Below are 24595 nucleotides of genomic sequence, written 5' to 3'. Positions count from 1 at the left end.
CTTTGTAACAATTAAGGAGTACTATGTAAAAACTTCCATGTATTATATAATTAAATAATATGTGGAGGTTTTTTATTTATGAAAAAAGTTTTAATTGCAATGTTACTTATAAGTAGTATGGTTAGTGTTGGATGTAAGGATAGTATTATTTTAGATGAAAACACTTTAGCACAACAGAAAGAAGTTCAAAATTTTGAAATAACGGAAATGCCAGTAGACTTAAATGGAAACTTTACAGCTTTTAATTATGTAGATGATAAAGTTATTGGATTTAAGGTTGTACATGAAGATAAAGAGTACAATCTTGAAGAAGTAATTATAAATGAAGAGGGAAAGTTTATAGAAGATGAAAAATATCTTATATCAGGGGAAACATTTAATGATACTATCTTTTGTGGAGCAGAAGGAATTACTCAAGAGTATGATACTGAAAAGCAAGGTGATGAAAGAGAGTTTTATTATAGAGACAATTTAAATGATATAACTATAAGGTTAGATGGCTTTAATGAGTTAATCAAAAATTATAAGGATGGATACTATAAAGAAGGCAGAAAATTAAGTAATAGTCAAAAATATTATGTTATCTCATTAAATAAATATGATATAAGTTTAAAAGAAGATTTTAATAGTGGTATAAATCAACAAATAATAATTTTAGATATAGAGCATGAAAAAATGTATTATAAAAATGAAGCTAGAATTATTAATAGTAATAATATAGATATAAGTAATAGTGATAATGAAAGAGTGATTTCTTTATATTATGATGAAGGTATTAATTCTATTATGGCAATTACTTATAGTGGTAAAGTTAAGAAAGTAATTTTAGAGGGTAATAATATAGAGTTTGAAGATTATAAAGTTTTAAATTTACAAGGATATAAGTTGTATAATAACGGAGTAGTAGAGATTATGCAATTATCAGATAAAAAATTTATATTAACATTAGAAGATAGTGAAAATACAGGATACGTTTATGCTGTATATGATTATACTTCAGGTGAGTTAAATATATTAGAAAAAGATATTCAAGATGTTTATACTTTAGGGAAAAATAATTTATTTACAGTTAAATATAATCAAGAGGCATATTTAGCTCAATTAAAAGAAGATTATAGTGTAGAATTTATATATAAATTCAGTAAGGATAATTATAAATGTATCAATGCATATGGTGTTATGAATGGTAATGGTGACAAGGTATTTATAAAGAAGTATATTTATACAGGAGAAGATATAAATAAAGGATATGATGACAGTGATATAGAAGTAGAACATTCTTTTTTAGAATTATACAATAAATAAAAAATAAAGAGGGAACAATGAGTAAAAGAAAAATATTGGTAGTGGAAGATGAGTATTCAATTAATGATGGATTAACCTTTGCTTTAAGAAAAGAGGGGTATGATGTTAGAAGTGCCTTTAATGGGAAAGAAGCATTAGAGTTAGTAGAAATATTTAAACCAGACTTAGTATTATTAGATTTAATGTTGCCAGATATGGATGGCTTCGATATATGCAAGGAGATATCTAAAAATACTTATGTAATAATGCTAACTGCTAGAGGAGAAATATTTGATAAAATAGTAGGGCTAGAATTAGGAGCAGATGATTATATTGTTAAACCTTTTGAAATGAAGGAAGTATTAGTTAGAATTAAGGTTATATTTAGAAGAAATAATAAGAATTTTAATGAATATATACAAGAAGATAAGAAAGAAATTAACGGTATAAGAATTTCTTCTAAGGAAAGATGTGTATTTAAGGAAGGAAAGCTTGTTCCTATGAGAAAATTGGAATTTGATTTATTAAATTTCTTATATGAAAACAGGGGTGTTATTTATTCAAGAGAAGATTTATTACAAAAGGTTTGGGGATATGAGTATGAAGGTGATACTAGAACTGTTGATGTCCATATAAAAAGATTAAGAGATAGATTAAAAGAAGATAAAGATAATTCTATAATTGAAACAGTTTATGGTATAGGATATGTGATGAGGTGATTTATTGTTTAAAACACTAAGGAGTAAGTTGTTATTTGGAACAATAGTTTCAGTAGTATTAATAAACTTAGTATTTACTATTTTTATTGCATTATTTTTAGAAAATACATTAAGAAGTGATATTATAAATGAAATAACAAATATAAAGAAATTTTCCATAAATACTATTAATCAAAATGAACTTATCGGAGAAAGTAAGTGGAAAAGTTTAAATAGTATTAAGGAATTAACTAATTCATATGTTTCGATGATAAATGATAAAGGTGAAATAAATGAATTTGTTAGTGTACTAATAAGTGAAGAGGAAATTAATAATATAGTAAATGACAGTGAAAATCTAAAGTCTATTATAAGATTTAAAATGTTAAATAATATTTACTGTGTAACATATAATTATCCTATTTATTTAGAGGATGATTTTTATTGTAATTTAATTATTCAAAAAAATTATACTGATAAATATAATAAGAATATTAATTTAATAACAATAGTAATCATTGGACAAGTTATTGCAGTTTTATCAATAGTTATTGTAATTTCAATTATCATAAGCAAAGTTACTAAACCGATAAATGAATTAAGTGAATCCATGAATGATTTGTCAAAAAGTATAGATTCAAAAGATATTATTATTAATAGCAATGATGAGATTGGTGAACTTTCAAAAAGTTATAATTTAATGAAAAATAAAATAAAAGATCAAATGGAAATTATAATTGAAGAAAAAGAAAAAGTTGAAGAACTACAAAAGGTTTCAAGAGAGTTTTTTAATAATGCAACACATGAACTAAAAACTCCTGTTACAGCAATATCACTATATGCACAAATATTTAAAGATAATAAATTAAAAGAATTAGATGAAGAGTTTATAAGTAGAGCTAGTGATAGAATAATAATGGAAAGTGAAAAGATGAAAACCTTAGTTGAAAAAATACTTGATGTATCAAAGGGAGAAATTAATTCAGCTAAGAATAAATGTGAATTTTCACTAACAGAATTAATTGATGAAATAATAGAAGACTTTAAAGTAAGAATAGAAAATAAAGGTTATATAATAAACAAAACACTACAAGAAGTAACTATATATTCTGTTTTAGAAGATATGGAGTCAATAATAGTTAATTTAATTGATAATGCTTTAAAGTATAGTGTTGGGAAAAAAATAGATATTAATTTATATGAAGAAGAGGAAAATATAATTTTTAAAATAAGTAATAAATGCACTGATATTCCAGAGAATATAAGAAAAAATCTATTAGAGCCTTTTATAAAATATAATATTTATAACGATATATCTAAAGAAGTAAGCAGTTCGGGCTTAGGATTATATTTATGTAATGAATTATCAAAAGGAATTGATGGAAAATTAAGTTATAAGATAGATAATGATATTATTAAATTTACATTAAAAATAAAAAATAGTAGACAATCTAGTGAATAGAATGCTACTAATTTTTAAATGCTATTTGTCGAAATAACTAAAGTTGTAATATGGTGTAAAATATATTGCAGTATGTTTTACATCATAGTCTATTATTGACACTTTTTTTTACTTTATACTTACTTAAGATAAAAATTTTAATTTATACAATAAAAGTACTTTCATCAATCCATTTATATTCAGGTTTAATTTCTTGAATATCGCTAACAAGTTTGAAAAGAGCAAGGTCTTTTTCTTTACATTCAAGCATTATATCTATATCAGTATTAAAAGTTTTTATGTTTTCTAAGAAATTAACAAAATCATTAGGATTAATAAAATCAGCATGTTTTCTATCTTTTTCCCCGGTTTTAGGTGATGAAAAATGTAGCTTAGGTGGTAATTTTTCATTTTTCCAAGTTTGAAATATTTTAGGTATTAATTTGTATATGTCATCATCAGAATTGTTACAATTATGATGATGAATATCTAAAACCATTGGTAAATGCAATTCGTTACATAAATTTAGAGTTTCCTGTGCAGTGTATGTTTTATCATCATTTTCAATAATTATCTTAGATTTAACCTCTTCCGGAAAAGTTCTAAAATTATTTATAAACCTTTCTATACCAGCTTCCTTACCATTTGTAGCACCACCAACATGAATAACCATTTTTCCTAAATCATATTTAAAATCTTCAAACCACTCAGCTTGACACATTAGATTTATTTTAGTATTTTCAACTACATTAGGATTAATACTATTAATAACATTAAATTCATCAGGATGAGTATCAACTCTCATATTAGAATTATTAATAAGTTTACCTACATATTCAAAATCTTTTTTTAAAAACTCTCTGTGTCCCCAATATCCTACTTCAGGATGAGTTACTAGTGGAATTAATGCAGATGTTATTCTATAAAAATGAATATTATTTTCTATATTATACTTTATTATTGTTTCTAAATCTTTTAGGTTTGAAGCTGCAACTAGTTTTAGCTTTTCAAGTCTTTTTTCAGGAATAGCAATTTTATTATAATTAGTAAAAGTTACAGTACTAGATGATGTAACTTTTTTTCCGAGTTTTTTTGATATAGCAACATAGCCAAGTCTAACTTTCATTATATCCCTCCAAGTTCTTAATATTATTTATTTAGTATGTCCATAATAAAATAGTCATATGTTTTAAAAGAAATCATAAATATTTAATTGAAATCAATTCTATATATTATTTTTTATTAGTGAACCATAATATAAATTAAATAATTAAAAGTAATGAATATACTAATAATAATTAAAAATGTTAAAATGTTCTGAAAAATCCAAAAGAAATCTAAGAAAATAGCAGTCAAAATTCAGAATATTATTGTATAATAATATTGTCGGAAATGAAGAGTGTTTTAACATTCTGACGAGGGGAGAAATCGTATGCTAATAAACACACATTTAGTAATAGGTTCGTATTGTTACAAGATTTGCAATGATAAATATAATTTAAGTTTAAATAAAAAAAGATTCTTAGAAGGTTGTGTAGAGCCAGATTTACACAAGAGAGGAAATAAGATTAAACACACATATAGTGTTTCAAAGGATAAAATGCTTGAATATAAAGAATACATTGAAAATAATGAGTTAGATATTAATGAGGTATCATTTATTATAGGAAAAATAGCTCATTATATTGCAGATTGCTTTTGTAAGTATCACTTAGAAGAGTATTATGGTAAAGATATGAAGAGTCATTTTGCATATGAATTTACTTTACATGTAATGTTAAAAAAGACATTAATAAAAAATAAGTATATTTTTGATGGTATTTTAGATAATATAGATGAAACAGTTGATTATCTCGATGAATTAAAGATAAATAGAGAAGAGTATTTAAGTTTAGAAGAAGATTGTATAAATGATATATTTTATACAGTAAAGACAACTTGCCAACTTTTATATGTGGCACAAAAATATTTTGTTAAGGTATTTGAGTCATATATTTAGATAAAAAGTTAAACGCAGTAATAGTAGTTTATTATTACTGCGTTTTTTTTATTAGGAAAATCTTAAATGGTAATTATATATATACATGATATAATTTAAATATAAATTTATTTACAGTTAATAGAAAAGGTGATTAAATGAAAAAAACAATAGGTATTTTAGCTCATGTTGATGCTGGAAAAACAACTTTTTCTGAACAAATTCTTTATCATACAAATGCTATAAGAAATAGAGGAAGAGTAGATCATAAGAATTCATTTTTAGATAGTCATGATATTGAAAAAGAGAGAGGAATTACAGTTTTTTCAGATCAAGCAAGTTTTGAATTAGGAAAATCAACATATTATTTAATAGATACACCAGGACATATAGATTTTTCATGTGAAATGGAAAGAGCTATAGGAATTATGGATTATGCAATTATAGTTGTAAGTGCAGTAGAGGGAGTACAGGCTCATACAGAAACTGTATGGAAACTGCTTGAAAAATATAATGTACCTACATTTTTATTTATTAATAAATTAGATAGAACAGGAGCAAATTTAGAAAAGGTTATTAGTGAAATAAAAATAAATTTAACTAAGGATGCTTGTTATATAGATAACATTACAGATATTAAAGATGATGTAGTTGAGTTTATAGCTGAAAGAAATGATGACTTATTAGAAAAATATCTTAATGGAGAATATAATAATAAGCTATGGATAGATGAGCTAAGTAAATTAATTAAAGAAAGAAGAATATTTCCATGTTTTGCAGGAGCTGCCCTTCAGGATATAGGGATATCAGAATTTTTAAATTCTTTAGAAGAATTGACTTTTACTAACTATAATGAAAGTGAAGAATTTTCAGGAGTTGTATATAAAGTAAGATATGATGATAAGGGAACAAGGATTACATTTATTAAATCATTAGGTGGAATACTAAAAGTTAGAGATGAAATAAATGTAAAAGTTAAAAATGATGTTTTAAAAGAAAAAGTAAGTAGCATAAGAATTTATAATGGCAATAAATTTACTACTGTAGATAAGGTGATAGCAGGAGATGTTTTTGCAGTCACGGGATTAACAAGTTTAAATATAGGTGATGGAGTAGGAAGTTTAAAAGAAAAAATAAAGTTTAATATGATTCCAACATTAATGTCTAGCGTGATTTTTGATAAATCTTGCAATGTAAAAGAAGTGTTGGGGAATTTTAGAGTTTTAGGGGCGGAAGATCCTGCTTTAAATGTTATTTGGAATGAAACATTACAAGAAATACAGCTTCATATTATGGGAAAAATACAATTAGAAGTTTTAAAAGAAGTTGTATTAAAAAGATTTAATTTAAATATAGATTTTGGACCATGTGAAATAATATATAAAGAAACTATAAATAATAAAGTTAAGGGATATGGGCATTTTGAACCACTAAAACATTATGCAGAAGTACATTTAAAGTTAGAAAGTCTTCCAAGAGGTTCTGGAATTGTTTTTGAAAATAAATGTCATGCAGATCATTTAACTACAGGACATCAAAATTTGATAAAGACTCATTTGTTTGAAAGAAAACATAATGGGATATTAACAGGATCAGAGATTACAGATATTAAAGTTACGTTGCTAACTGGTAGAGCACATAATAAGCATACTGAAGGCGGAGATTTTAGAGAAGCTACATTTAGAGCATTGAGGCAAGGCTTAGAAAAAGCAGAAAATGTTTTATTAGAGCCTTTTTATAAGTTTAATATTGAGGTAGAGCTTGATTATATGGGAAGAGTTTTATCTGATATTCAAAAATTATATGGTAGCTTTAATCCTCCAGAAACTGATTTAAATAAAGTAAGAATAGTTGGAAGAGGGCCAGTATCAACATTTATGGATTATAGTACAGAACTTATTGCATTTACAAAAGGTAAGGGCAGAATAAATTTAATGTTTGATGGATATGATGTTTGTCATAATACAGAGGATATACTTATAAAAAGAAATTATAATAAAAATGCAGATATAGAGTATTCTTCAAATTCAGTATTTTGTTCTAAAGGTCAAGGATTTATTGTTCCGTGGAATGAGGTTGAGGAATATATGCATTGTGAAATTGTAGAAGAATAGAGGAGAAATATATGAATAATACTGATAATTATATGAACTTTATAGCAAATGCTAAATTCCCAGCTGGAAATAGAGATGAAGATTTATATTTTTTATTTCAAGATAAGATGATTTTAATTAAAGAAGATATGGGAAAAGTCTTTATTCCAACATTTAAGGATATTAAAAATTTAATTGATGGTCTTGAAATAATATATCATTTAGGTACATTTAAAGGAATTCATTGTTTTTGTGGTGAAATAAGTTCATGTATTAAGATAACAGGAGAATTAAAATTTATTGCTTTAAGACAGGGATCAGCAATTATAGAGAAAGATATTGTTCCCGTTTGTGGAAGAGCTGCGCAAATTATTCATTTTCATAAGACTAATAAGTTTTGTGGAGTATGTGGCGGTGAAAATGAATTTGTTGGATATGAGTTTGCAATGAAATGTAAGAAATGCGAATATATGAGTTATCCACAAGTTTGTCCTGCAATAATAGTAGGGATAACTAAAGGGGATAAGATTTTATTAGCTAATAACAAAAACTTTCCAGAAGGCTTACATAGTAATGTAGCGGGATTTGTAGATGTAAATGAGACATTAGAAGAGTGTGTAAAACGAGAAATATTAGAAGAAGTGAATATAAAAGTAAAAAATATTAAATATTTTTCAAGTCAGCCATGGCCATATCCTAATTCAATTATGATTGGATTTACAGCAGAATATGAAAGTGGAGAAATAAAAGTTGATGGTGAAGAAATTATCCATGCAGATTGGTATAGTAAAGATAATTTACCAATATTACCAGATAAAAATACAATTGCAAGAAAAATTATAGATTCAATTTTAGATGAAATATAACTATTAAAGATTTATAGATATGTTTTAGTATAATGACAAAATAAATTGTAAATTATATAAATAGCTGATATTTTTATAGATTTAAAGGTATGGAGGTAAAACATATGGATAAGAACAAAAAGATATGTTATTGTTTTAATGTATCAGTAGATGATATAGAAAGAGCAATAGAAAATGGAGCAGACACTTTTCAAGAAGTGCAAGATGCAACTAACTGTGGAAAAGGATGCGGCTCATGTTTAGCCGAAGCTAAGGCTCTTGTTGATGAGTTATTAAAGAAAAGAATAATTTAATAGTTTGTATTTAGAAGTTCACCATGACAATATTTTTTGTTATGGTGAATTTTTTATATAAATAACAAGTATTATAAAGTGGAAAGTAACTAATAATAAATTAGATTAATTAAATTATTATTAGGAGTGATAATATGAATTTTCCAACTAGCTTTCCAGCACAACATCAAGATAAGCATCCAGGATTTGAGCATGAAATGAATCCTGAACCTATTTACTATGATGAGAAATATATAAAGAGTGGTGATTTATTAAAGGATAAAGTTGCAATAATAACAGGTGGAGATAGTGGTATAGGTAGGGCAGTAGCAGTATCTTATGCATATCAAGGTGCTGATATTGTTGTAGTATATTATAATGAAGCAAAGGATGCAGAAGATACTAAAAAATTAATTGAAACAATAGGAAAAAAATGTACTATAATTCAAGGTGACATAGCAGAATCAAGTTTTTGTACTAATGTTATAGAAAAAGTTATTAGTGATTATGGAAAAATAGATATACTAGTAAATAATGCTGCAGTTCAATATGAATGTAAGGATTTTAAAGAAATTACAGATATGCAATTTGATAAGACAATGAAAACTAATGTTTATGGAACATTTTATATGACAAGAGCAGCGTTAAAGCATATGAAAGCTGGCGCTTGTATAATAAATACAGCATCAGTTACTGCATATGCAGGAAATGAAAAGTTAATAGATTATTCCATGACTAAAGGGGCAATAGTAACATTAACAAGATCACTATCTACATCATTAGCAAAGAATAAAAGTGGTATAAGAGTTAATGCTGTTGCACCAGGGCCAATATGGACACCGTTAATACCATCAAGTTTTCAAGGAAGTGAAATTCCACAGTTTGGTGCTAATACTCCTATGGCAAGGGCTGGACAGCCAGTTGAATGTGCAGGAGCATACGTATTTTTAGCATCAGAAGCTGCTTCTTATATAACAGGGCAAACCATTCATATAAATGGAGGAGAAATAGTAAATAGTTAAATACTTTTATAAGCTATTGAGTTATTAAAAAATAATTCAATAGCTTAATTTTTACCTTTAATTAAATAAAAAAAGAGTTTTTAGATAAAATATTGTTAAATTAATGACAATAAAAAAGGCAATTTGTGATTATAATCACAGTTGTAAGTATTTTTTAATGATAAAATGAATCTGAAATAATACTGAATATAAAATTTATTAAAATTGTGAATTGGAGATGAAAGTAGTATGAAGAAGATTCAATCAACATGTAATTTATGTGCATTAGCATGTAATATAGATTTTTATGTAGAAAATGGTAAAATTGCTAAGGTTTCACCTACTGTTGACTACCCTGTAAATAAAGGTTTTTGTTGTATAAAAGGTTTAAATTTAGATAAGCAACAAACTAAAATTAAAGCAAGAAAAAATCCTCTTTTAAGAGATGAAAATGGTGAAATGAAAGAAATTTCATGGGAAGAAGGATTTAAAACATTTGCTAAAAAAATGACAAGCATTCAAGAAAAGTATGGTAAAGAAAGTGTTGCTTTCATTAGTACAGGACAAATGCCAACAGAAGACATGGCTTTACTTGGACATGTAGGTAGAAACCATATGGGGATTAATGGTGATGGTAATACAAGATTATGTATGGCTACATCAGTAGTTGCTCATAAGCAAAGCTTTGGATTCGATGCTCCTCCATATACATTAAATGATGCTGAATTATCAGATACAATATTCTTAATTGGTGCAAATCCAGTTATAGCTCATCCAGTATTCTGGGGACGTATTAAAGAAAATAAAAATGCTAAAGTAATAGTTATAGACCCAAGAAAATCTGAAACAGCTATGAATGCAGATATATGGGTAGATGTTAAACCAAAAGCTGATTTAGTGTTAATGTATACTTTAGCTAATGTTTTAATAGAAAAAGGATATATAGATACAAACTATATTGAAAACCATACAGAAGGATATGAAGACTTCAAAAATCATGTTGCTAAATTCACATTAGAAAATGTTGAAGCTGAAACAGGAATATCAGCAGAGAGAGTTGTTGAGCTTGCTGAAATAATTCATGCAGGAGAAAGAGTTTCATTCTGGTGGACAATGGGAGTTAACCAAGGTTATCAAGCAGTTAGAACAGCTCAATCAATAATTAACTTAGCATTAATAACTGGAAACATTGGTAGACCAGGAACAGGTGCTAACTCTTTAACAGGACAATGTAATGCTATGGGATCAAGAGCATTCAGTAACACAGCAGGGTTATTCGGTGGTGGAGACTTCGATAATCCAGTACGTAGAAAAGCTGTTTCTGAAGCTATAGGAGTAGATGAAAGCTATCTTGCTACTAAACCAACAATTCCATACAATGCAATAATAGAAAAAGCTATTTCAGGAGAAATTAAGGGGTTATGGGTTATTTGTACAAACCCAAGACATTCATGGGCGAATAATGAAGAATTCGAAAAGTGTGTTAAGAACTTAGATTTCTTCGTAGTTCAAGATATATATGAAGATACTGATAGTGCTAAACTTTGTGATTTATACTTACCTTCAGTACCTGCAATTAAAAAAGAAGGTGTTTTAATAAACACTGAAAGAAGATTATCAAAAGTTAATCCTGTAGTTGATAAAGAAGAAGGCGAATTATCAGATTTTGAGATATTCTACAATATTGGTAAAGAACTTGGAATGGGAGATAACCTTAAAGGATGGGAAACTCCAAGAAGTACATTTGAGTTATTAAAGAAATGTTCTAAGGGAATGCCTTGCGATATAACTGGTGTAACTTATGAAATGCTTGAAGGACAAAATATGAAAGGTTCAAGAGGTGTTCAATGGCCATTTAGAGCTGGAGAAACTTTATCTGAAGATGAAAGAAGATTATTTGAAGATGGCAATTACTATACTCCTTCAAAGAAAGCTAAATTCCACTTTGAAGATATAGCTGAAAATCCAACACAAGCATCAGAAGAGTTCCCATATATATTTAATTCAGGAAGAGGAACAGTAGGACAATGGCATACTCAAGTTAGATCAAGAGAAATTGATGAATCAGAAAGAATTTACTCAAAGGAATCTTATGCATTTATGCATCCAGAGTTAGCTAAAGAGTTAAATATAGAACATAATGAAAGAGTTGCAATAGCTTCTCAAAATGGTGTAACAAGAGATTTTACTATAAAAATATCTGATCATGTTAAAAAGGATCATTTATATGCTCCAATACACTATATAGAAACAAATGCACTTACACCTTCAGTTTATGATCCATATTCAAAGGAACCATCATTTAAAACTGTTGCAGTAAAAGTTATAAAGAAATAATAAAACAAAAAAATTTAATTTTCACTTAAGGAGTGATTAGTAATGGAAAGAATTAAGATTGATAGAGATAAATGTGTAGGATGTTTAACTTGTACAACAGCATGTATAGTAGCTCATGATTCTGAAGATACAAGAAGTAGAATAACTATAGATAGTTCAGGAAAATATACACCAATATTCTGTAGACACTGTGATAGACCGGAATGTGTTTATACTTGTATGACTGGTGCTATGAGTAAAAATAAAGAAACTGGATTAGTAGAATATAATAAAGAACATTGTGCTAGTTGCTATATGTGTGTAATGGCATGTCCTTATGGAGTTTTAAAAGCAGATAGCAGAGTGCATAAAGAAATAATGAAATGTGATAATTGTAAAGCTCAAGGAACACCACAATGTGTAGCTAAATGTCCAATGGGAGCAATTACTTTAGAGGAGGTAACAGAATAATGAGATATGTTGTTATAGGAGCCTCAGCAGCAGGAATAAGTGCTGCAAGTACTTTAAGAGATTTAGATAAAAATGCTGAAATAATATTAGTATCTAAGGATGAAAATGTATATTCAAGATGTATACTTCATCACTATATTTCAAATCATAGAGATGTTGAAGCATTAAACTTTACAGGAAAGAACTTCTTTGAAGAAAATAACATAACTTGGATTAAAGGTGTAGAAGTTAAGTCACTTAATGATACTGAACAAACTTTAGAATTATCTAATGGTGAAACTTTAAGCTACGATAAGATAGTAGTCTGTAGTGGAGCATCAGCTTTCATTCCTCCAGTTGAAGGATTAAGAGAAGCTAACAATGTAGTTGGGTTAAGAAACTTAGATGATGCTATATTAATAAAAGAGCAAGCTGCAAAAGTTAAAAACGTAGTAGTTTTAGGAGCTGGTCTTGTTGGTATAGATGCAGTAAGTGGTCTTGTTGGACAAGGATTAAATATATCTTTAGTTGAAATGGGTAATAAAATACTTCCATTACAATTAGATAAGCATGCGTCTGATGTATATGAAAAGAAATTTACTGAAGCAGGAGTTTCTTTAAAATTAGGTGTTAAAGCCGAAAAGTTAATCTTAGATGAAAATAATAATCCAAAAGCTTTATTATTAAATACAGGGGAAGAAGTTCCATGTGAATTAGTAATAGTTGCAACTGGAGTAAGATCTAATGTAGCATTCTTAGAAAATAGTAATGTAGAATGTGATAGATTTGGACTAATTATTGATGCAAAAGGTAAAACTAATATAGAAAATGTATATGGTGCTGGAGATGTTACTGGAAGAAATCCAATATGGCCAACAGCAGTAAAAGAAGGTATAATTGCAGCTAACAATATGTTAGGTAAAGATAGTGAAATGACAGATTTCTTTGGTAGCAAAAATACAATGAACTTTGTAGGAGTAGCTACAATGTCTCTTGGGATGGTAGAACCAGCTGATGAAACTTATATAGTTGAAACTCATGTTGATGGAGATAATTACAAGAAGATAATTCATAAAGATGGAAAGATTTATGGAGCTATAATTCAAGGAGATCTTTCTTATGCAGGAGTATTAACTCAGCTTATAAAAGAAAATATTGATGTTTCTAAAGTAACTAAGAGTCTATTTGACATAGATTACGCAGATTTCTTCAACATAGAAAAAAACTTTGAGTTTAGCTATAAGTAAGAACCCCAATTTTCAATTTGGTTAGTTGAAGGTACACTTTAGTGTACTCAGGGACAGTCGTGAGTTGATTTTCCTTTAAGATAAGTTAGAAGTTAAAAATGGAAAAAGTATAAATTTTCATTTTTAACTCTAATTTATTACTTTTAAAATGATATAATAAAATAAGGTATTTACAAAAATAAAAAGAGTCTATATAATGCAAACTAAAAATATAATATAAGGGATGAAATTAATGTCCAAAGTAATTAATATAGTTGGTTCAAGTTCTAATGTTGGAAAAACTTATTTACTTGAAGGCTTAATAAAAGAACTAAAAGCTAGAGGTTATAGCATAGCAACCATAAAACATGATGTGCATGGATTTGATATAGATAAAAAGGGAAAAGATACATATAAACATAGAGAAGCAGGATCAGAAACAGTAATAATTTCTTCTAAAAATAGATTAGCAATGATAAAAGAATTGAAAGAAGAAACAGAACTTAATGATATTATTAAAATGGTATTAGACAAAGATATAATACTAGTTGAAGGTTATAAAAAAAGCTATTTAAGAAAAATTGAAGTATTTAGAAATGGAGTAAGTGATAAAATAATAACTCCAAAAGAAAAAATAATTGCAATTGCAAGTGATATTAAATTAGATATTAAAGATATAATTGTAGTAGAGAGAGAAAATTATAAGAAGCTTGCAGATTTAATTGAAAAAGAAAAAGAATTTAAGTTTGAAAATTATCAATAAAATATTTTCTAGAGCTAAGTATCCTAAGGATATATTCTATGGAGCTTAAGCCGGAATTTTTATAATTCAAGGGTGATATTTGAAAAGGTATTATCTCCACGTTTTGGGAAGGAAAATAAGTTGATTTAAATATATTTAATTATTTACTAGTTAATTTAAGACCTAGATTTTAGGTTTTTATATTTAAAATAGGCTTATTACTCATACCTAAAATATGAAGTAATAAGCCTATTTTTATTTAAGAGGTGAGTAAATGAAGTCATTTATATTATTAGAAGAAGCACTAAATATATTAAATAAAAATGTAGAACAGCTAGATATTGAAGAAGTTAATTTAATGGACGGAATTACAAGAATACTAGCAAAAGATGTTTTTTCAGAGATTGATAATCCTCCATTTAATAAATCGGCAATGGACGGATATGCTATAAAAGCAGAGGATAGTAAATCAGAAGAAAAGATTAATGTAATAGATAAAGTTTTTGCAGGTAATGTATGTAATAGCTTAGTTACTTCAAAAACAGCAGTAAGGATAATGACAGGAGCTCCAATACCAAGTGGAGCAAATGCTGTAATAAAACAAGAAGATGTTAAATTAATAGATCATAACTATATAGTTTTAAATAAATCTATTAAAGAAAATGAAAATATATGTTTTAGAGGCGAGGATATTAAAAAAGGAAGCTTGCTAGTTAAAAAAGGTAAAAGATTAGATTACGCTGATATAGGAATTATTGCTAGTGCAGGAGTAGAAAAAATTAATGTTTATAAATTACCTAAAATTGCTTTAATAAGTACTGGTGATGAAGTTATTGATATAGATAATAAACTAATGCCAGGAAAAATATTTAATAGTAATAAGTATAGTATAATTTCTAGAATTAAAGAATTAGGATATGACGTTAGCTATACTGCCCATGTAAATGATAGTAAAGGCCAAATAGAAGAGTATATAAGTAAACTTTCAAAGAATATGGATTTAATAATAACTACAGGTGGTGTTTCTGTAGGTGAGAAGGATTTGTTAAATGAATCAATAGAGAATATAAATGGTAAAAGATTATTTTGGAAAGTGAAAATTAAACCAGGGTCGGCAGTACTTTGTAGTAAAGTTAACAAGTCATTAGTTGTTAGTTTATCAGGAAATCCAACGGCAGCTTTAACTGCATTTGAGCTTTTTGTAAAGACATCATTAGAAAAAATGTCAGGATACGATAATGTTAAAGTAAAGAGAGAAAAAGCTGTTTTATGTGATGATTTTATTAAGAATAGCCCTCAAAGAAGATTTATTAGGGCAAGAGCAGCTATAGAAGAAGGAAAACAAGTAGTATATATAACACAAATTAAAAGTGGAAATGGAATATTAAGCTCTAATTTAAATTCAAATTGTATGATAGAAGTTCAAGATGGAAATGAAGGAATTAAGGTTGGAGAAATAGTAGATATAATAAAGTTTTAAGGAGAAGGTACTTATGATAAATAAGACTTTAGCTATACTAGCAGGTGGAAAAAGTAGTAGAATGAACTATAATAATAAAGCTTTATTAACTTATAAAGAAAAGAGATTTATAGAGCATATAATTGAAGCTGGAAAAGATTATAAAGAAGTAATTATAATTTCGAATAATTTAGAAGAATATAAAGGATTTAACTTACGAATAGTTGAAGATATATATAAGGGTAATGGACCATTAAGCGGAATACATTCTGCACTTATTAATTCAACTACAGATAAGGTTTTATGTATTGCTTGTGATATGCCATTAATTACAAAGGAAACATTAAATATAATAGGAAGTTACCAAGAAGAATACGATGTATTAGTGCCAAAAGTAAGCGAAAGATTACAGCCATTATGTGGGGTGTATTCTAAAAATATAATTTCTAAAATTGAAGAAGCAATAAAAGAAAATAATAATAAGCTACAATTATTAATAAGAACTTTAAACTTAAAAGTAATTGAAGGCGATATTAACAGTAAATTTATAGAGCAAGACTTTTTAAATATAAATACGGAAAAGGAATATAAAGAATTGGAGGAATTATAATGTATACAGTTGGAATAATTACAAGTAGTGATAAGGGATATGCTGGAGAAAGAGAAGATAAAAGTGGAGAAGTGGTAAGAGAATTAGTTGAAGCTGCAGGATTTACTGTAGTAAAACAAATTATATTACCTGATGATAAAGAAATGCTTGCTAATGAGTTTAGATATATGAGCGATGAGCTTAAAGTAAATTTAATATTAAGCACTGGTGGAACTGGATTTTCTAAAAGGGATATTACACCGGAAGCTACAAAAGAAGTAATTGAAAGAGAAGCACCGGGAATATGCGAAGCAATAAGAATGTATAGTATGCAAATTACAAAGAGAGCTATGCTTTCAAGAGCTGTATCAGGAATAAGAAGAGATACATTAATAGTAAATTTACCAGGAAGTCCTAAGGCTTGTAAAGAAGCGTTAGATTATGCGTTAAATGATATAAAGCACGGAATTGATATATTATTAGGAACAGCAAAAGATTGTGCCAGAAAATAAAGGAGGTATATAGAGATGAAAATGATAAAAGTTGAAGATGCAGTAGGAACTATACTTTCACATGATGTTACACAAATAATTCCAGGGGAGTTTAAAGGAAGACTTTTTAAAAAAGGTCATATAATTAAGGAAGAAGATATTGAAAAGCTATTATCTATAGGAAAAGAACATGTTTATGTTTGGGAACCAGTTGAAGGGCAGCTTCATGAGAATGATGCAGCAACAAGAATATCAAATTTAGTTGTTGGAGAGGGAATAAAGCTTTCGGATGAAATAAAGGAAGGAAAAGTTGATTTCTTTGCTGATATAGATGGAGTTTTAAAGATAGATAAAGAAAAGTTATTTAAATTAAATTCTGTTGGAGAGATTATAGTATCTACATTACATAATAATACTCCAATAAAAAAAGGTGAAAAGGTTGGAGCAACAAGAGTTATTCCATTAATAATAGATGAAAAAAGAATTATAACTGCAGAAGAATTAATTAAAGAAAAAATAATAAGTGTTTCAGAAATAAAGCCTAAAAAATGTTTATTAATAACTACAGGAAATGAAGTATATAAGGGAAGAATTAAAGATGCATTCTTACCTGTAATAAAACAAAAGTTGGGGTATTATGGTAGTGAGGTAGTGAGACAAGTAATATTACCAGACGAAAAAGAAAGAATAATAGAAGAGATTCAAAAAGGAATTGATGAAAAAGTTGATATGATTATTTGTACTGGTGGAATGTCAGTAGATCCAGATGATGTAACTCCTACTGCAATTAAGGAATGTGGTGGAGAATTAGTAACTTATGGCTCACCAGTATTACCAGGAGCAATGTTCTTACTTGCATATCATGGAGATACACCTATATTAGGAGTACCAAGTTGTGCTATGTATTCAAAGAGAACAGTACTTGATTTAGTATTACCAAGAGTACTAAGTGATGAGAGATTATCATTAGAGGATATAGTTGAATATGGGCATGGTGGATTATGTTTAGATTGTAATGTATGTACTTTCCCACATTGTTCATTCGGAAAATAATTTTAGAAAGCAGGATAAATAATGGATAATAAATTAACTCATTTTGATAATAGTGGAAATGCTAGAATGGTTGATGTTTCAGAAAAAAATGAAACTGCTAGAGTTGCAGTTGCAGTTTCAAGAATTAAGGTAAGTAAGGAAACATTAGAACTAATAGAAGCAGGGAAAATTGGAAAGGGAGATGTATTAGGAGTTGCTAGAGTTGCTGGAATAATGGCTAGTAAACAAACATCGAACTTAATTCCTATGTGTCATCCTTTAATGATAACAAGTTGTAATGTAGATTTTGATATAAATAAAGAGGAAAACTATATAGGAATAACTGCTACAGTAAAAATAGTTGATAAAACAGGAGTTGAAATGGAAGCATTAACAGCTGCTATGGTTAGCGCACTAACTATTTATGATATGTGTAAAGCTGTAGATAAGAGAATGGTTATAGAAGGAACTCATTTGCTTAAAAAAACAGGAGGAAAGAGTGGGGAGTTTAACTTTTAAATTACCCTCTTAATTAGTATGAAAGACAAGTTTGGAAGAGAAATAGATTATTTAAGAGTATCTGTAACTGATAATTGTAATTTAAGATGTATTTATTGCATGGATGAAAAAGGAAATAAATTCTTAAACAAAGATGAAAAGTTAACTGATGATGAAATATATAAAGTAGTAAAAGAAAGTGCAAAACTAGGAATCAAAAAAGTTAGAATAACAGGGGGAGAGCCTCTTGTAAGACCAGGAGTAGTTAGCCTTATAAGTAAAATAAATAATATTGAGGGAATTGAAGAAATTTATTTAACTACAAATGGGATTTTACTAGCAGATATGATAGATGAATTATCTAAGAATGGCCTTAAGGGGGTTAATATTAGTTTAGATTCATTAAAAGAAGATAGATTTAATAAATTAACTAGAGTAGGAAACCTACACAAAGTATTGGAAGCTATAGATAAGGCAATAGCTTTAGGGATAAAAGTTAAGCTAAATACTGTTATAGTAAATGATATTAATAAAGATGAAATAATAGATTTTGTTAATCTTACAAAAGAAAAACCTATAGATGTAAGATTTATAGAGCTTATGCCAATTGGTATTGCAGTTAACTATAAAGGTGCTACTAATGAAGAAGTTTTAAAATTTATTACTGAAAGATATCCAAATTATGAAGAGGTAGTTAGAAGTAAGAGCGGAGGACCAGCATCTTATATTAAAGTTAATGGAGCTAAAGGTAAAATAGGGTTTATAAGTGCTATGAGTAATTGTTTTTGTGAAGAATGTAACAGAATAAGATTAACTCCAGAAGGTTTTTTAAAGCAGTGTTTACATTTTGATTATGGAGTTGATTTAAAGTCTATGCTTAGATCAGGAATAAAAGATGATGATTTGAAAAAAGTAATTTATGAAAATATTTATGATAAGCCAGAAAAGCATTTATTCTTAGAAAAGAGTGAACATAAAGAATTAAAGTTTATGAATCAAATTGGAGGATAGAAAAGATGGGAAAAGTTATAGCTATATGTACAAGTAAACATAAGGGAACATTAAAAAATGAAGTTGCAGAAGCAAATCTTATAGAAGAGTTCGGAATTGAGGGAGACGCTCATGCAGGAAAATGGCATAGACAGGTAAGTCTTTTAGCTTTAGAAAAAATAGAAGATTTTAGAAATAAGGGTGGAAATGTAGATTTCGGTGCTTTTGGAGAAAATTTAGTTATTGAAGGATTTGAATTAAATAAATTACCAGTAGGACAAAGATTAACTATTGGAGAGGATATTCTTTTAGAAGTAACTCAAATAGGTAAAGAATGCCATGACAAATGTGCAATATACTATCAAGTAGGAGAGTGTATAATGCCTAAGAATGGTATTTTTACTAGAGTATTAAAAGGTGGAAAAGTTAAAGTTGGAGATGAATGTAATTTAGTAGATAGTGGCAAAAAAATATTAAGTTTATAAAAAATAAAAAAGAACTGTAATAATTCAGTTCTTTTTTTTATATCTATAAAAAATAATTAAAAAATTAACAATATTGTGATAAAAATCACATACTTAATGAGTTCTGTTAAGTATAATCATATTTGTCTTTAGGAAGTTAGTAGAATTGTTGATTAAAAAGTGAAAAAATTAACAAAATAATTAAACTTCAAAAAAATGCACAAGATATATATAGAACTTATTTTATTATTATATTTATTTAGGGGGAATTATGAATAATAAGTCATTATTACAAAAGATTGAAAACTTACCAGTTGCTATTTTACCAACTATGGTAGGTGCGTTAACTTTATCAACTGTATATTCTAATATGGGTTATACATGGATTAGACACATAACTTCATGGGCTGCAGTTGTTGTATTATTAACATATGTTGTTAAGCTTGCTGTATATCCAAAAACTTGTATGAAGGAATATTCTAATACAGTACCAGCATCACTTTATGCAGGATTTACAATGATAACTATGATATTAGGTAGTTATTTCTATAATGCAAGTCCTATTTTCGGTAAAACATTATGGTTTGCAGGTTTAATATTACATGCTATTCATATTTTAGTATTTACATATAGAAATGTAATTAAAGGCGTTAATATGCAAACTTTTGTTCCAAGTTGGTTTGTTACTTATAACGGTATTATGGTTTCAACAGTTGTTGGTGGAGTAATGAATGAACCTTTAATAGGGAAAATAGTTGTTTATTATGGTATCGCAGTATTTACTATTATAATACCATTTATGATTTATAGATTAGCAAAACATGAAATAAAGGATCCAGTATTCCATACTCAAGCAATAGTACTTGCACCATCAAGTCTTTGCTTAGTGAGTTACTTTAACTTTATTCAAACACCAAATAAATTTATAGTATATTATTTATACTTTGCAGTAATTTGTGCATTAATATTTATATTAATTAAATTACCAAAATTCTTCTCATATATATTCCATCCAGGATTTGCTGCTTTAACATTCCCTATGGCTATAGGAATAGTTGCATCAACTAAAATGTCTGGATACTTAATAGCACAAGGTTATGAAACTTTTGGGAAGATTGTTCAACAAATATCAGGAATTCAAATATATATAACAACAGGTATAATATCAGTTGTATTATTTAAATTCTTTATGATGTTAGTAAATAGTTATAAACAAAATTCTTAGATTTATATAAAATTTTAATTCTAAATTAAAATTAGAGTTAATTAGCTAGGAATATTATTTTTTAACTCGAAACTTTTATAAGATAAAAATAAATAATATATAAAAAAGCTCTTAGGATTTATAATCCTAGGAGCTTTTTATTGTTATTAATAATGTTTTGTTGGTTTATCAATTTCAAAAGGAGTTTTTTCATTTGCTTTATTTTTTATTTTCTCAGCATAGTCCTTACAGCTTGGATCAGATTTTGTACGGCATTTACTCATAAATATCACCTCTTTAAATAATACAGTTATATTTTTTACTGTATTAGATAAAGTATGTATGAAAAATAAAGGTATAAGTAGAAATAAAAGCTTTATATAATATAAAAATTTTTGAATAAAAAAATAATAATGATGAAAAATAAGATTGACTAATATAAAAAAAGTATTATAATAAATATATACCCCCCAGGGGGGTGGTGTTAATGGAGGATATTATGGAAGAAAGAAAAAAAGCAATTCAAAATTTAAAAATAGCAAAAGGTCAAATTGAAGGAATAATTAAAATGATAGAAGATGAGAGATATTGCGTAGATATATCTAATCAGATAATTGCAGTTCAATCATTATTAAAAAAGGCTAACATACAAATTTTAAAAAGACATTTAGATCATTGTGTGAAAGATGCAATTTTAAATAATAACGGAGATGAAAAAATAAATGAAATTATGAGCTTATTTGAGAAGGTTTCTAAATAAGCCTAGGAGGGAGAAGGCGTGAATAAAAAATATAAAGTTGGTGGAATGACATGTTCAGCTTGTGCAAATAGAGTTGAACGTGGAGTTAAAAAAATGGATGGTATGAAGGATGCTAATGTTAATTTAACAACAGAAGTTTTAACAGTTGATTTTGATGAAAATAAAGTATCATCTGATGATATTGAAAAGAAGGTTGAAGCTTTAGGTTATAAAGTAGTTAAAAATATTAAAACGCATACTTACAAGGTTGAAGGTATGACTTGTGCTGTATGTGCAGGTAGAGTAGAAAAGGTAACAAAAAAAATTGATGGTGTAGAAAACTCTGTAGTTAATCTTACTACTGAAAAGTTAAGTATAACTGTAGATGATGATGTGGTAACATATGGAGATATAAAAAGAGCTGTTGAAAAAGCTGGATATAAGCTTATAAGAGAAGAAGAGAAAGAAAATGCTGAAAAGAAGTTAAGTGATAAGGATAAATTATTAAGAAGACTTATTTTTTCATGTATTTTTACAATTCCATTATTAATTGTAACTATGGGGCATATGGTAGGAATGCCATTACCTAAAATTATTGATCCAATGATAAATCCAATGAATTTTGCATTATTTCAAATAATATTAACAGTACCAGTTATGATAGTTGGATATAAATTTTATTTAATAGGATATAAAAATCTGTTTAAATTAAGTCCTAATATGGACTCTTTAATAGCTGTGGGAACAAGTGCAGCATTTCTTTATAGTATTTTTGGAATGTATAAAATAGCTACAGGTGACACTAGTTATGCTATGCATTTATATTTTGAAGCAGCAGTTACAATATTAACACTTATAACGTTAGGAAAATACTTAGAAGCTATCTCAAAGGGAAAAACATCAGAGGCTATTAAAAAGTTAATGGGATTGGTACCTAAAACAGCAACAATAATTAGAGATGGAAAAGAAGCTATAATTCCTATAGATGAAGTTATAGTTGGAGATATAATATTAGTTAAACCAGGAGAAAAATTGCCTGTAGATGGTGAAGTTATTGAAGGAACAACATCTATTGATGAATCAATGCTTACAGGAGAGAGTATTCCAGTAGAAAAGACTATAGGAAGTAATGTTATAGGAGCTAGCATTAATAAAACAGGATTTATTAAATATAAGGCAACTAAGGTAGGTAAGGATACTGCATTAGCTCAAATTATAAAATTAGTAGAAGATGCTCAAGGGTCAAAAGCTCCAATAGCAAAAATGGCAGATGTAATATCATCATATTTCGTGCCAATAGTAATTGGATTAGCAATACTTGCATCGATAGCATGGCTAATTGCAGGTGAAACACCTGTATTTGCATTAACAATATTTATATCAGTATTGGTAATTGCGTGTCCATGTGCATTAGGCTTAGCAACTCCAACAGCCATTATGGTTGGTACTGGAAAGGGTGCAGAAAATGGTGTTTTAATTAAAGGTGGAGAAGCATTAGAAATAACTCATAAGATAGATACAATAGTATTTGATAAAACAGGTACTATTACTGAAGGTAAACCAGTAGTAACAGATATAGTTACTAAAGAGAAAAATAAAAATGAGTTATTATCTTTAGCAGCAAGTGCAGAGAAAGGTTCAGAACATCCTTTAGGTGAAGCTATTGTTAGAGGTGCAGAAGAAAAAAATATTGAATTAAAGCAATTAGAAAGCTTTAATTCAATTCCTGGTCATGGTATTCAAGTTGTAATAGAAGGAGATACTATATTACTTGGAAACTTAAAGTTAATGAAAGAAAACTCTATAGATATTGGAGTTCTTAAAGAAGATTCAGATAGATTAGCTTATGAAGGAAAAACACCTATGTATATTGCAATTAATAATTCCTTAGAAGGAATTATAGCTGTTGCTGATACTGTAAAACCAAGTAGTATTAAAGCAATTAAGGAACTTCATAATATGGGAATTAAGGTTGCTATGATAACTGGAGATAATAAGAAAACTGCAGATGCTATAGCAAAACAAGTTGGAATAGATATAGTACTATCAGAGGTATTACCTGAAGATAAGGCAAATGAAGTTAAAAAATTGCAAGGAGAAAATAGAAAAGTGGCTATGGTTGGAGATGGGATAAATGATGCACCAGCTCTTGCACAAGCAGATATAGGAATTGCAATAGGATCAGGAACAGATGTTGCTATGGAATCAGCAGATATAGTTCTTATGAGAAGTGATTTAATGGATGTTATTTCAGCAATAAAGTTAAGTAAAGCAACAATAAGAAACATAAAACAAAACCTTTTTTGGGCATTTGGGTATAATGTTTTAGGAATACCAGTAGCTATGGGAGTGCTTCATCTATTTGGTGGACCATTACTTAATCCAATGATTGCAGCAGCTGCAATGAGTTTAAGTTCTGTTTCGGTTCTTGCAAATGCATTAAGACTTAAGAGGTTTAAGGCTTAATAATATAAAAAATAAAAATATTTTAAATAAATTTATAAGAAGAATTAAATAATATTATTATATTAAAAATAAAGGAGTAAGGAAGTATGTTAAAAAAGATATTTATAGAAGGTATGAGTTGTAATCACTGTGTTAATCATGTAAAAGAGGCATTAGCTGAATTAAAGGATTCAGGAAAAATTCAAGTAAACTTAGAAGAAAAATATGCAATTGTAGAAACATCATCTAGTAATGAAGAAGTAAAAGAAAAAATAGAAGATCAAGGATATGATGTAGTATCAATAGAATTACTATAA

Annotated in this window: 24 protein-coding genes and 1 riboswitch; of the genes, 23 read left to right on the top strand and 1 reads right to left on the bottom strand. The window is 27.6% G+C overall.

Going from position 1 to position 24595, the window contains the following annotated elements:
* The first annotated feature begins 78 nt into the window (after window positions 1-78).
* The 3 genes from HCG76_RS10990 to HCG76_RS10980 are packed head-to-tail and all read left to right on the top strand — an operon-like array spanning window position 79 to window position 3444.
* Entirely contained in the window at window positions 79-1305 is a 1227-nt protein-coding gene (locus HCG76_RS10990; RefSeq protein WP_221700275.1) for a hypothetical protein, read from the top strand.
* Window positions 1306-1322: 17 nt separating this feature from the next.
* Window positions 1323-2003, top strand: a complete 681-nt coding sequence (locus HCG76_RS10985; protein ID WP_221700276.1) for a response regulator transcription factor — start codon at window positions 1323-1325, stop codon at window positions 2001-2003.
* Between the two features lie 4 nt (window positions 2004-2007).
* On the top strand, window positions 2008-3444 hold the full coding sequence (locus tag HCG76_RS10980; RefSeq protein ID WP_221700277.1) for a sensor histidine kinase: 1437 nt from the start codon (window positions 2008-2010) through the stop codon (window positions 3442-3444).
* 142 nt (window positions 3445-3586) lie between these two features.
* On the opposite strand, the gene uvsE is transcribed toward HCG76_RS10980, so the two are convergent.
* Window positions 3587-4549: a UV DNA damage repair endonuclease UvsE gene (gene uvsE, locus HCG76_RS10975; RefSeq protein ID WP_221700278.1), complete on the bottom strand. Its 963-nt coding sequence runs from the start codon at window positions 4547-4549 to the stop codon at window positions 3587-3589.
* Window positions 4550-4855: 306 nt separating this feature from the next.
* On the opposite strand from uvsE, the gene HCG76_RS10970 reads away from it, so the two are divergent.
* The 20 genes from HCG76_RS10970 to HCG76_RS10875 all read left to right on the top strand — a co-directional run bounded on the left by HCG76_RS10970 (window position 4856) and on the right by HCG76_RS10875 (window position 24595).
* The gene (locus tag HCG76_RS10970) at window positions 4856-5422 is read left to right on the top strand and encodes a zinc dependent phospholipase C family protein (protein WP_221700279.1); all 567 of its coding nucleotides are present in this window, start codon (window positions 4856-4858) and stop codon (window positions 5420-5422) included.
* Between the two features lie 137 nt (window positions 5423-5559).
* Complete coding sequence (locus HCG76_RS10965; RefSeq protein WP_221700280.1) at window positions 5560-7515, top strand: GTP-binding protein; 1956 nt, start codon at window positions 5560-5562, stop codon at window positions 7513-7515.
* 11 nt (window positions 7516-7526) lie between these two features.
* Window positions 7527-8360, top strand: a complete 834-nt coding sequence (gene nudC / locus HCG76_RS10960; protein ID WP_221700281.1) for an NAD(+) diphosphatase — start codon at window positions 7527-7529, stop codon at window positions 8358-8360.
* 104 nt (window positions 8361-8464) lie between these two features.
* A complete protein-coding gene (locus HCG76_RS10955; protein ID WP_195987444.1) occupies window positions 8465-8653 on the top strand; it encodes a (2Fe-2S)-binding protein in 189 nt (62 codons plus the stop codon).
* Between the two features lie 134 nt (window positions 8654-8787).
* Entirely contained in the window at window positions 8788-9654 is an 867-nt protein-coding gene (locus HCG76_RS10950) for an SDR family oxidoreductase (RefSeq protein ID WP_221700282.1), read from the top strand.
* A gap of 228 nt (window positions 9655-9882) precedes the next feature.
* Window positions 9883-11970: a molybdopterin oxidoreductase family protein gene (locus HCG76_RS10945; RefSeq protein WP_221700283.1), complete on the top strand. Its 2088-nt coding sequence runs from the start codon at window positions 9883-9885 to the stop codon at window positions 11968-11970.
* 42 nt (window positions 11971-12012) lie between these two features.
* Window positions 12013-12420, top strand: a complete 408-nt coding sequence (locus tag HCG76_RS10940) for a 4Fe-4S dicluster domain-containing protein (protein ID WP_221700284.1) — start codon at window positions 12013-12015, stop codon at window positions 12418-12420.
* Complete coding sequence (locus HCG76_RS10935) at window positions 12420-13646, top strand: NAD(P)/FAD-dependent oxidoreductase (protein WP_221700285.1); 1227 nt, start codon at window positions 12420-12422, stop codon at window positions 13644-13646. Before HCG76_RS10940 ends, HCG76_RS10935 begins: the two co-directional genes overlap by 1 nt.
* 232 nt (window positions 13647-13878) lie before the next feature.
* Window positions 13879-14388 (top strand): molybdopterin-guanine dinucleotide biosynthesis protein B, encoded by a 510-nt coding sequence (mobB, locus tag HCG76_RS10930; protein ID WP_221700286.1) that lies wholly within the window; start codon window positions 13879-13881, stop codon window positions 14386-14388.
* Window positions 14383-14518: riboswitch (molybdenum cofactor riboswitch) on the top strand. (Overlaps the previous gene by 6 nt.)
* A 123-nt stretch (window positions 14519-14641) precedes the next feature.
* Window positions 14642-15847: a molybdopterin molybdotransferase MoeA gene (locus HCG76_RS10925; RefSeq protein WP_221700287.1), complete on the top strand. Its 1206-nt coding sequence runs from the start codon at window positions 14642-14644 to the stop codon at window positions 15845-15847.
* A gap of 13 nt (window positions 15848-15860) precedes the next feature.
* The gene (locus tag HCG76_RS10920) at window positions 15861-16436 is read left to right on the top strand and encodes a molybdenum cofactor guanylyltransferase (protein ID WP_221700288.1); all 576 of its coding nucleotides are present in this window, start codon (window positions 15861-15863) and stop codon (window positions 16434-16436) included.
* Entirely contained in the window at window positions 16436-16927 is a 492-nt protein-coding gene (locus tag HCG76_RS10915; RefSeq protein ID WP_221700289.1) for a MogA/MoaB family molybdenum cofactor biosynthesis protein, read from the top strand. Before HCG76_RS10920 ends, HCG76_RS10915 begins: the two co-directional genes overlap by 1 nt.
* Before the next feature lie 15 nt (window positions 16928-16942).
* Window positions 16943-17959 (top strand): molybdopterin-binding protein, encoded by a 1017-nt coding sequence (locus HCG76_RS10910; RefSeq protein ID WP_221700290.1) that lies wholly within the window; start codon window positions 16943-16945, stop codon window positions 17957-17959.
* Window positions 17960-17980: 21 nt separating this feature from the next.
* Window positions 17981-18457 (top strand): cyclic pyranopterin monophosphate synthase MoaC, encoded by a 477-nt coding sequence (moaC, locus tag HCG76_RS10905; RefSeq protein WP_221700291.1) that lies wholly within the window; start codon window positions 17981-17983, stop codon window positions 18455-18457.
* 18 nt (window positions 18458-18475) lie between these two features.
* Window positions 18476-19447, top strand: a complete 972-nt coding sequence (moaA, locus tag HCG76_RS10900; protein WP_221700292.1) for a GTP 3',8-cyclase MoaA — start codon at window positions 18476-18478, stop codon at window positions 19445-19447.
* 5 nt (window positions 19448-19452) lie between these two features.
* A complete protein-coding gene (locus HCG76_RS10895) occupies window positions 19453-19911 on the top strand; it encodes an MOSC domain-containing protein (RefSeq protein WP_221700293.1) in 459 nt (152 codons plus the stop codon).
* 250 nt (window positions 19912-20161) lie between these two features.
* Entirely contained in the window at window positions 20162-21115 is a 954-nt protein-coding gene (locus tag HCG76_RS10890; protein ID WP_221700294.1) for a TDT family transporter, read from the top strand.
* Window positions 21116-21590: 475 nt separating this feature from the next.
* Window positions 21591-21854, top strand: a complete 264-nt coding sequence (locus HCG76_RS10885; protein WP_221700317.1) for a metal-sensing transcriptional repressor — start codon at window positions 21591-21593, stop codon at window positions 21852-21854.
* A gap of 45 nt (window positions 21855-21899) precedes the next feature.
* Entirely contained in the window at window positions 21900-24299 is a 2400-nt protein-coding gene (locus HCG76_RS10880) for a heavy metal translocating P-type ATPase (RefSeq protein WP_370778858.1), read from the top strand.
* A gap of 86 nt (window positions 24300-24385) precedes the next feature.
* The gene (locus HCG76_RS10875; protein WP_221700296.1) at window positions 24386-24595 is read left to right on the top strand and encodes a heavy-metal-associated domain-containing protein; all 210 of its coding nucleotides are present in this window, start codon (window positions 24386-24388) and stop codon (window positions 24593-24595) included.

The sequence above is a fragment of the Clostridium sp. K13 genome (assembly GCF_019734195.1).
GTDB lineage: Bacteria > Bacillota > Clostridia > Clostridiales > Clostridiaceae > Clostridium.
Note: the sequence above shows the minus strand (reverse complement) of the source record. Positions and strands in the feature narration are given on the sequence as shown.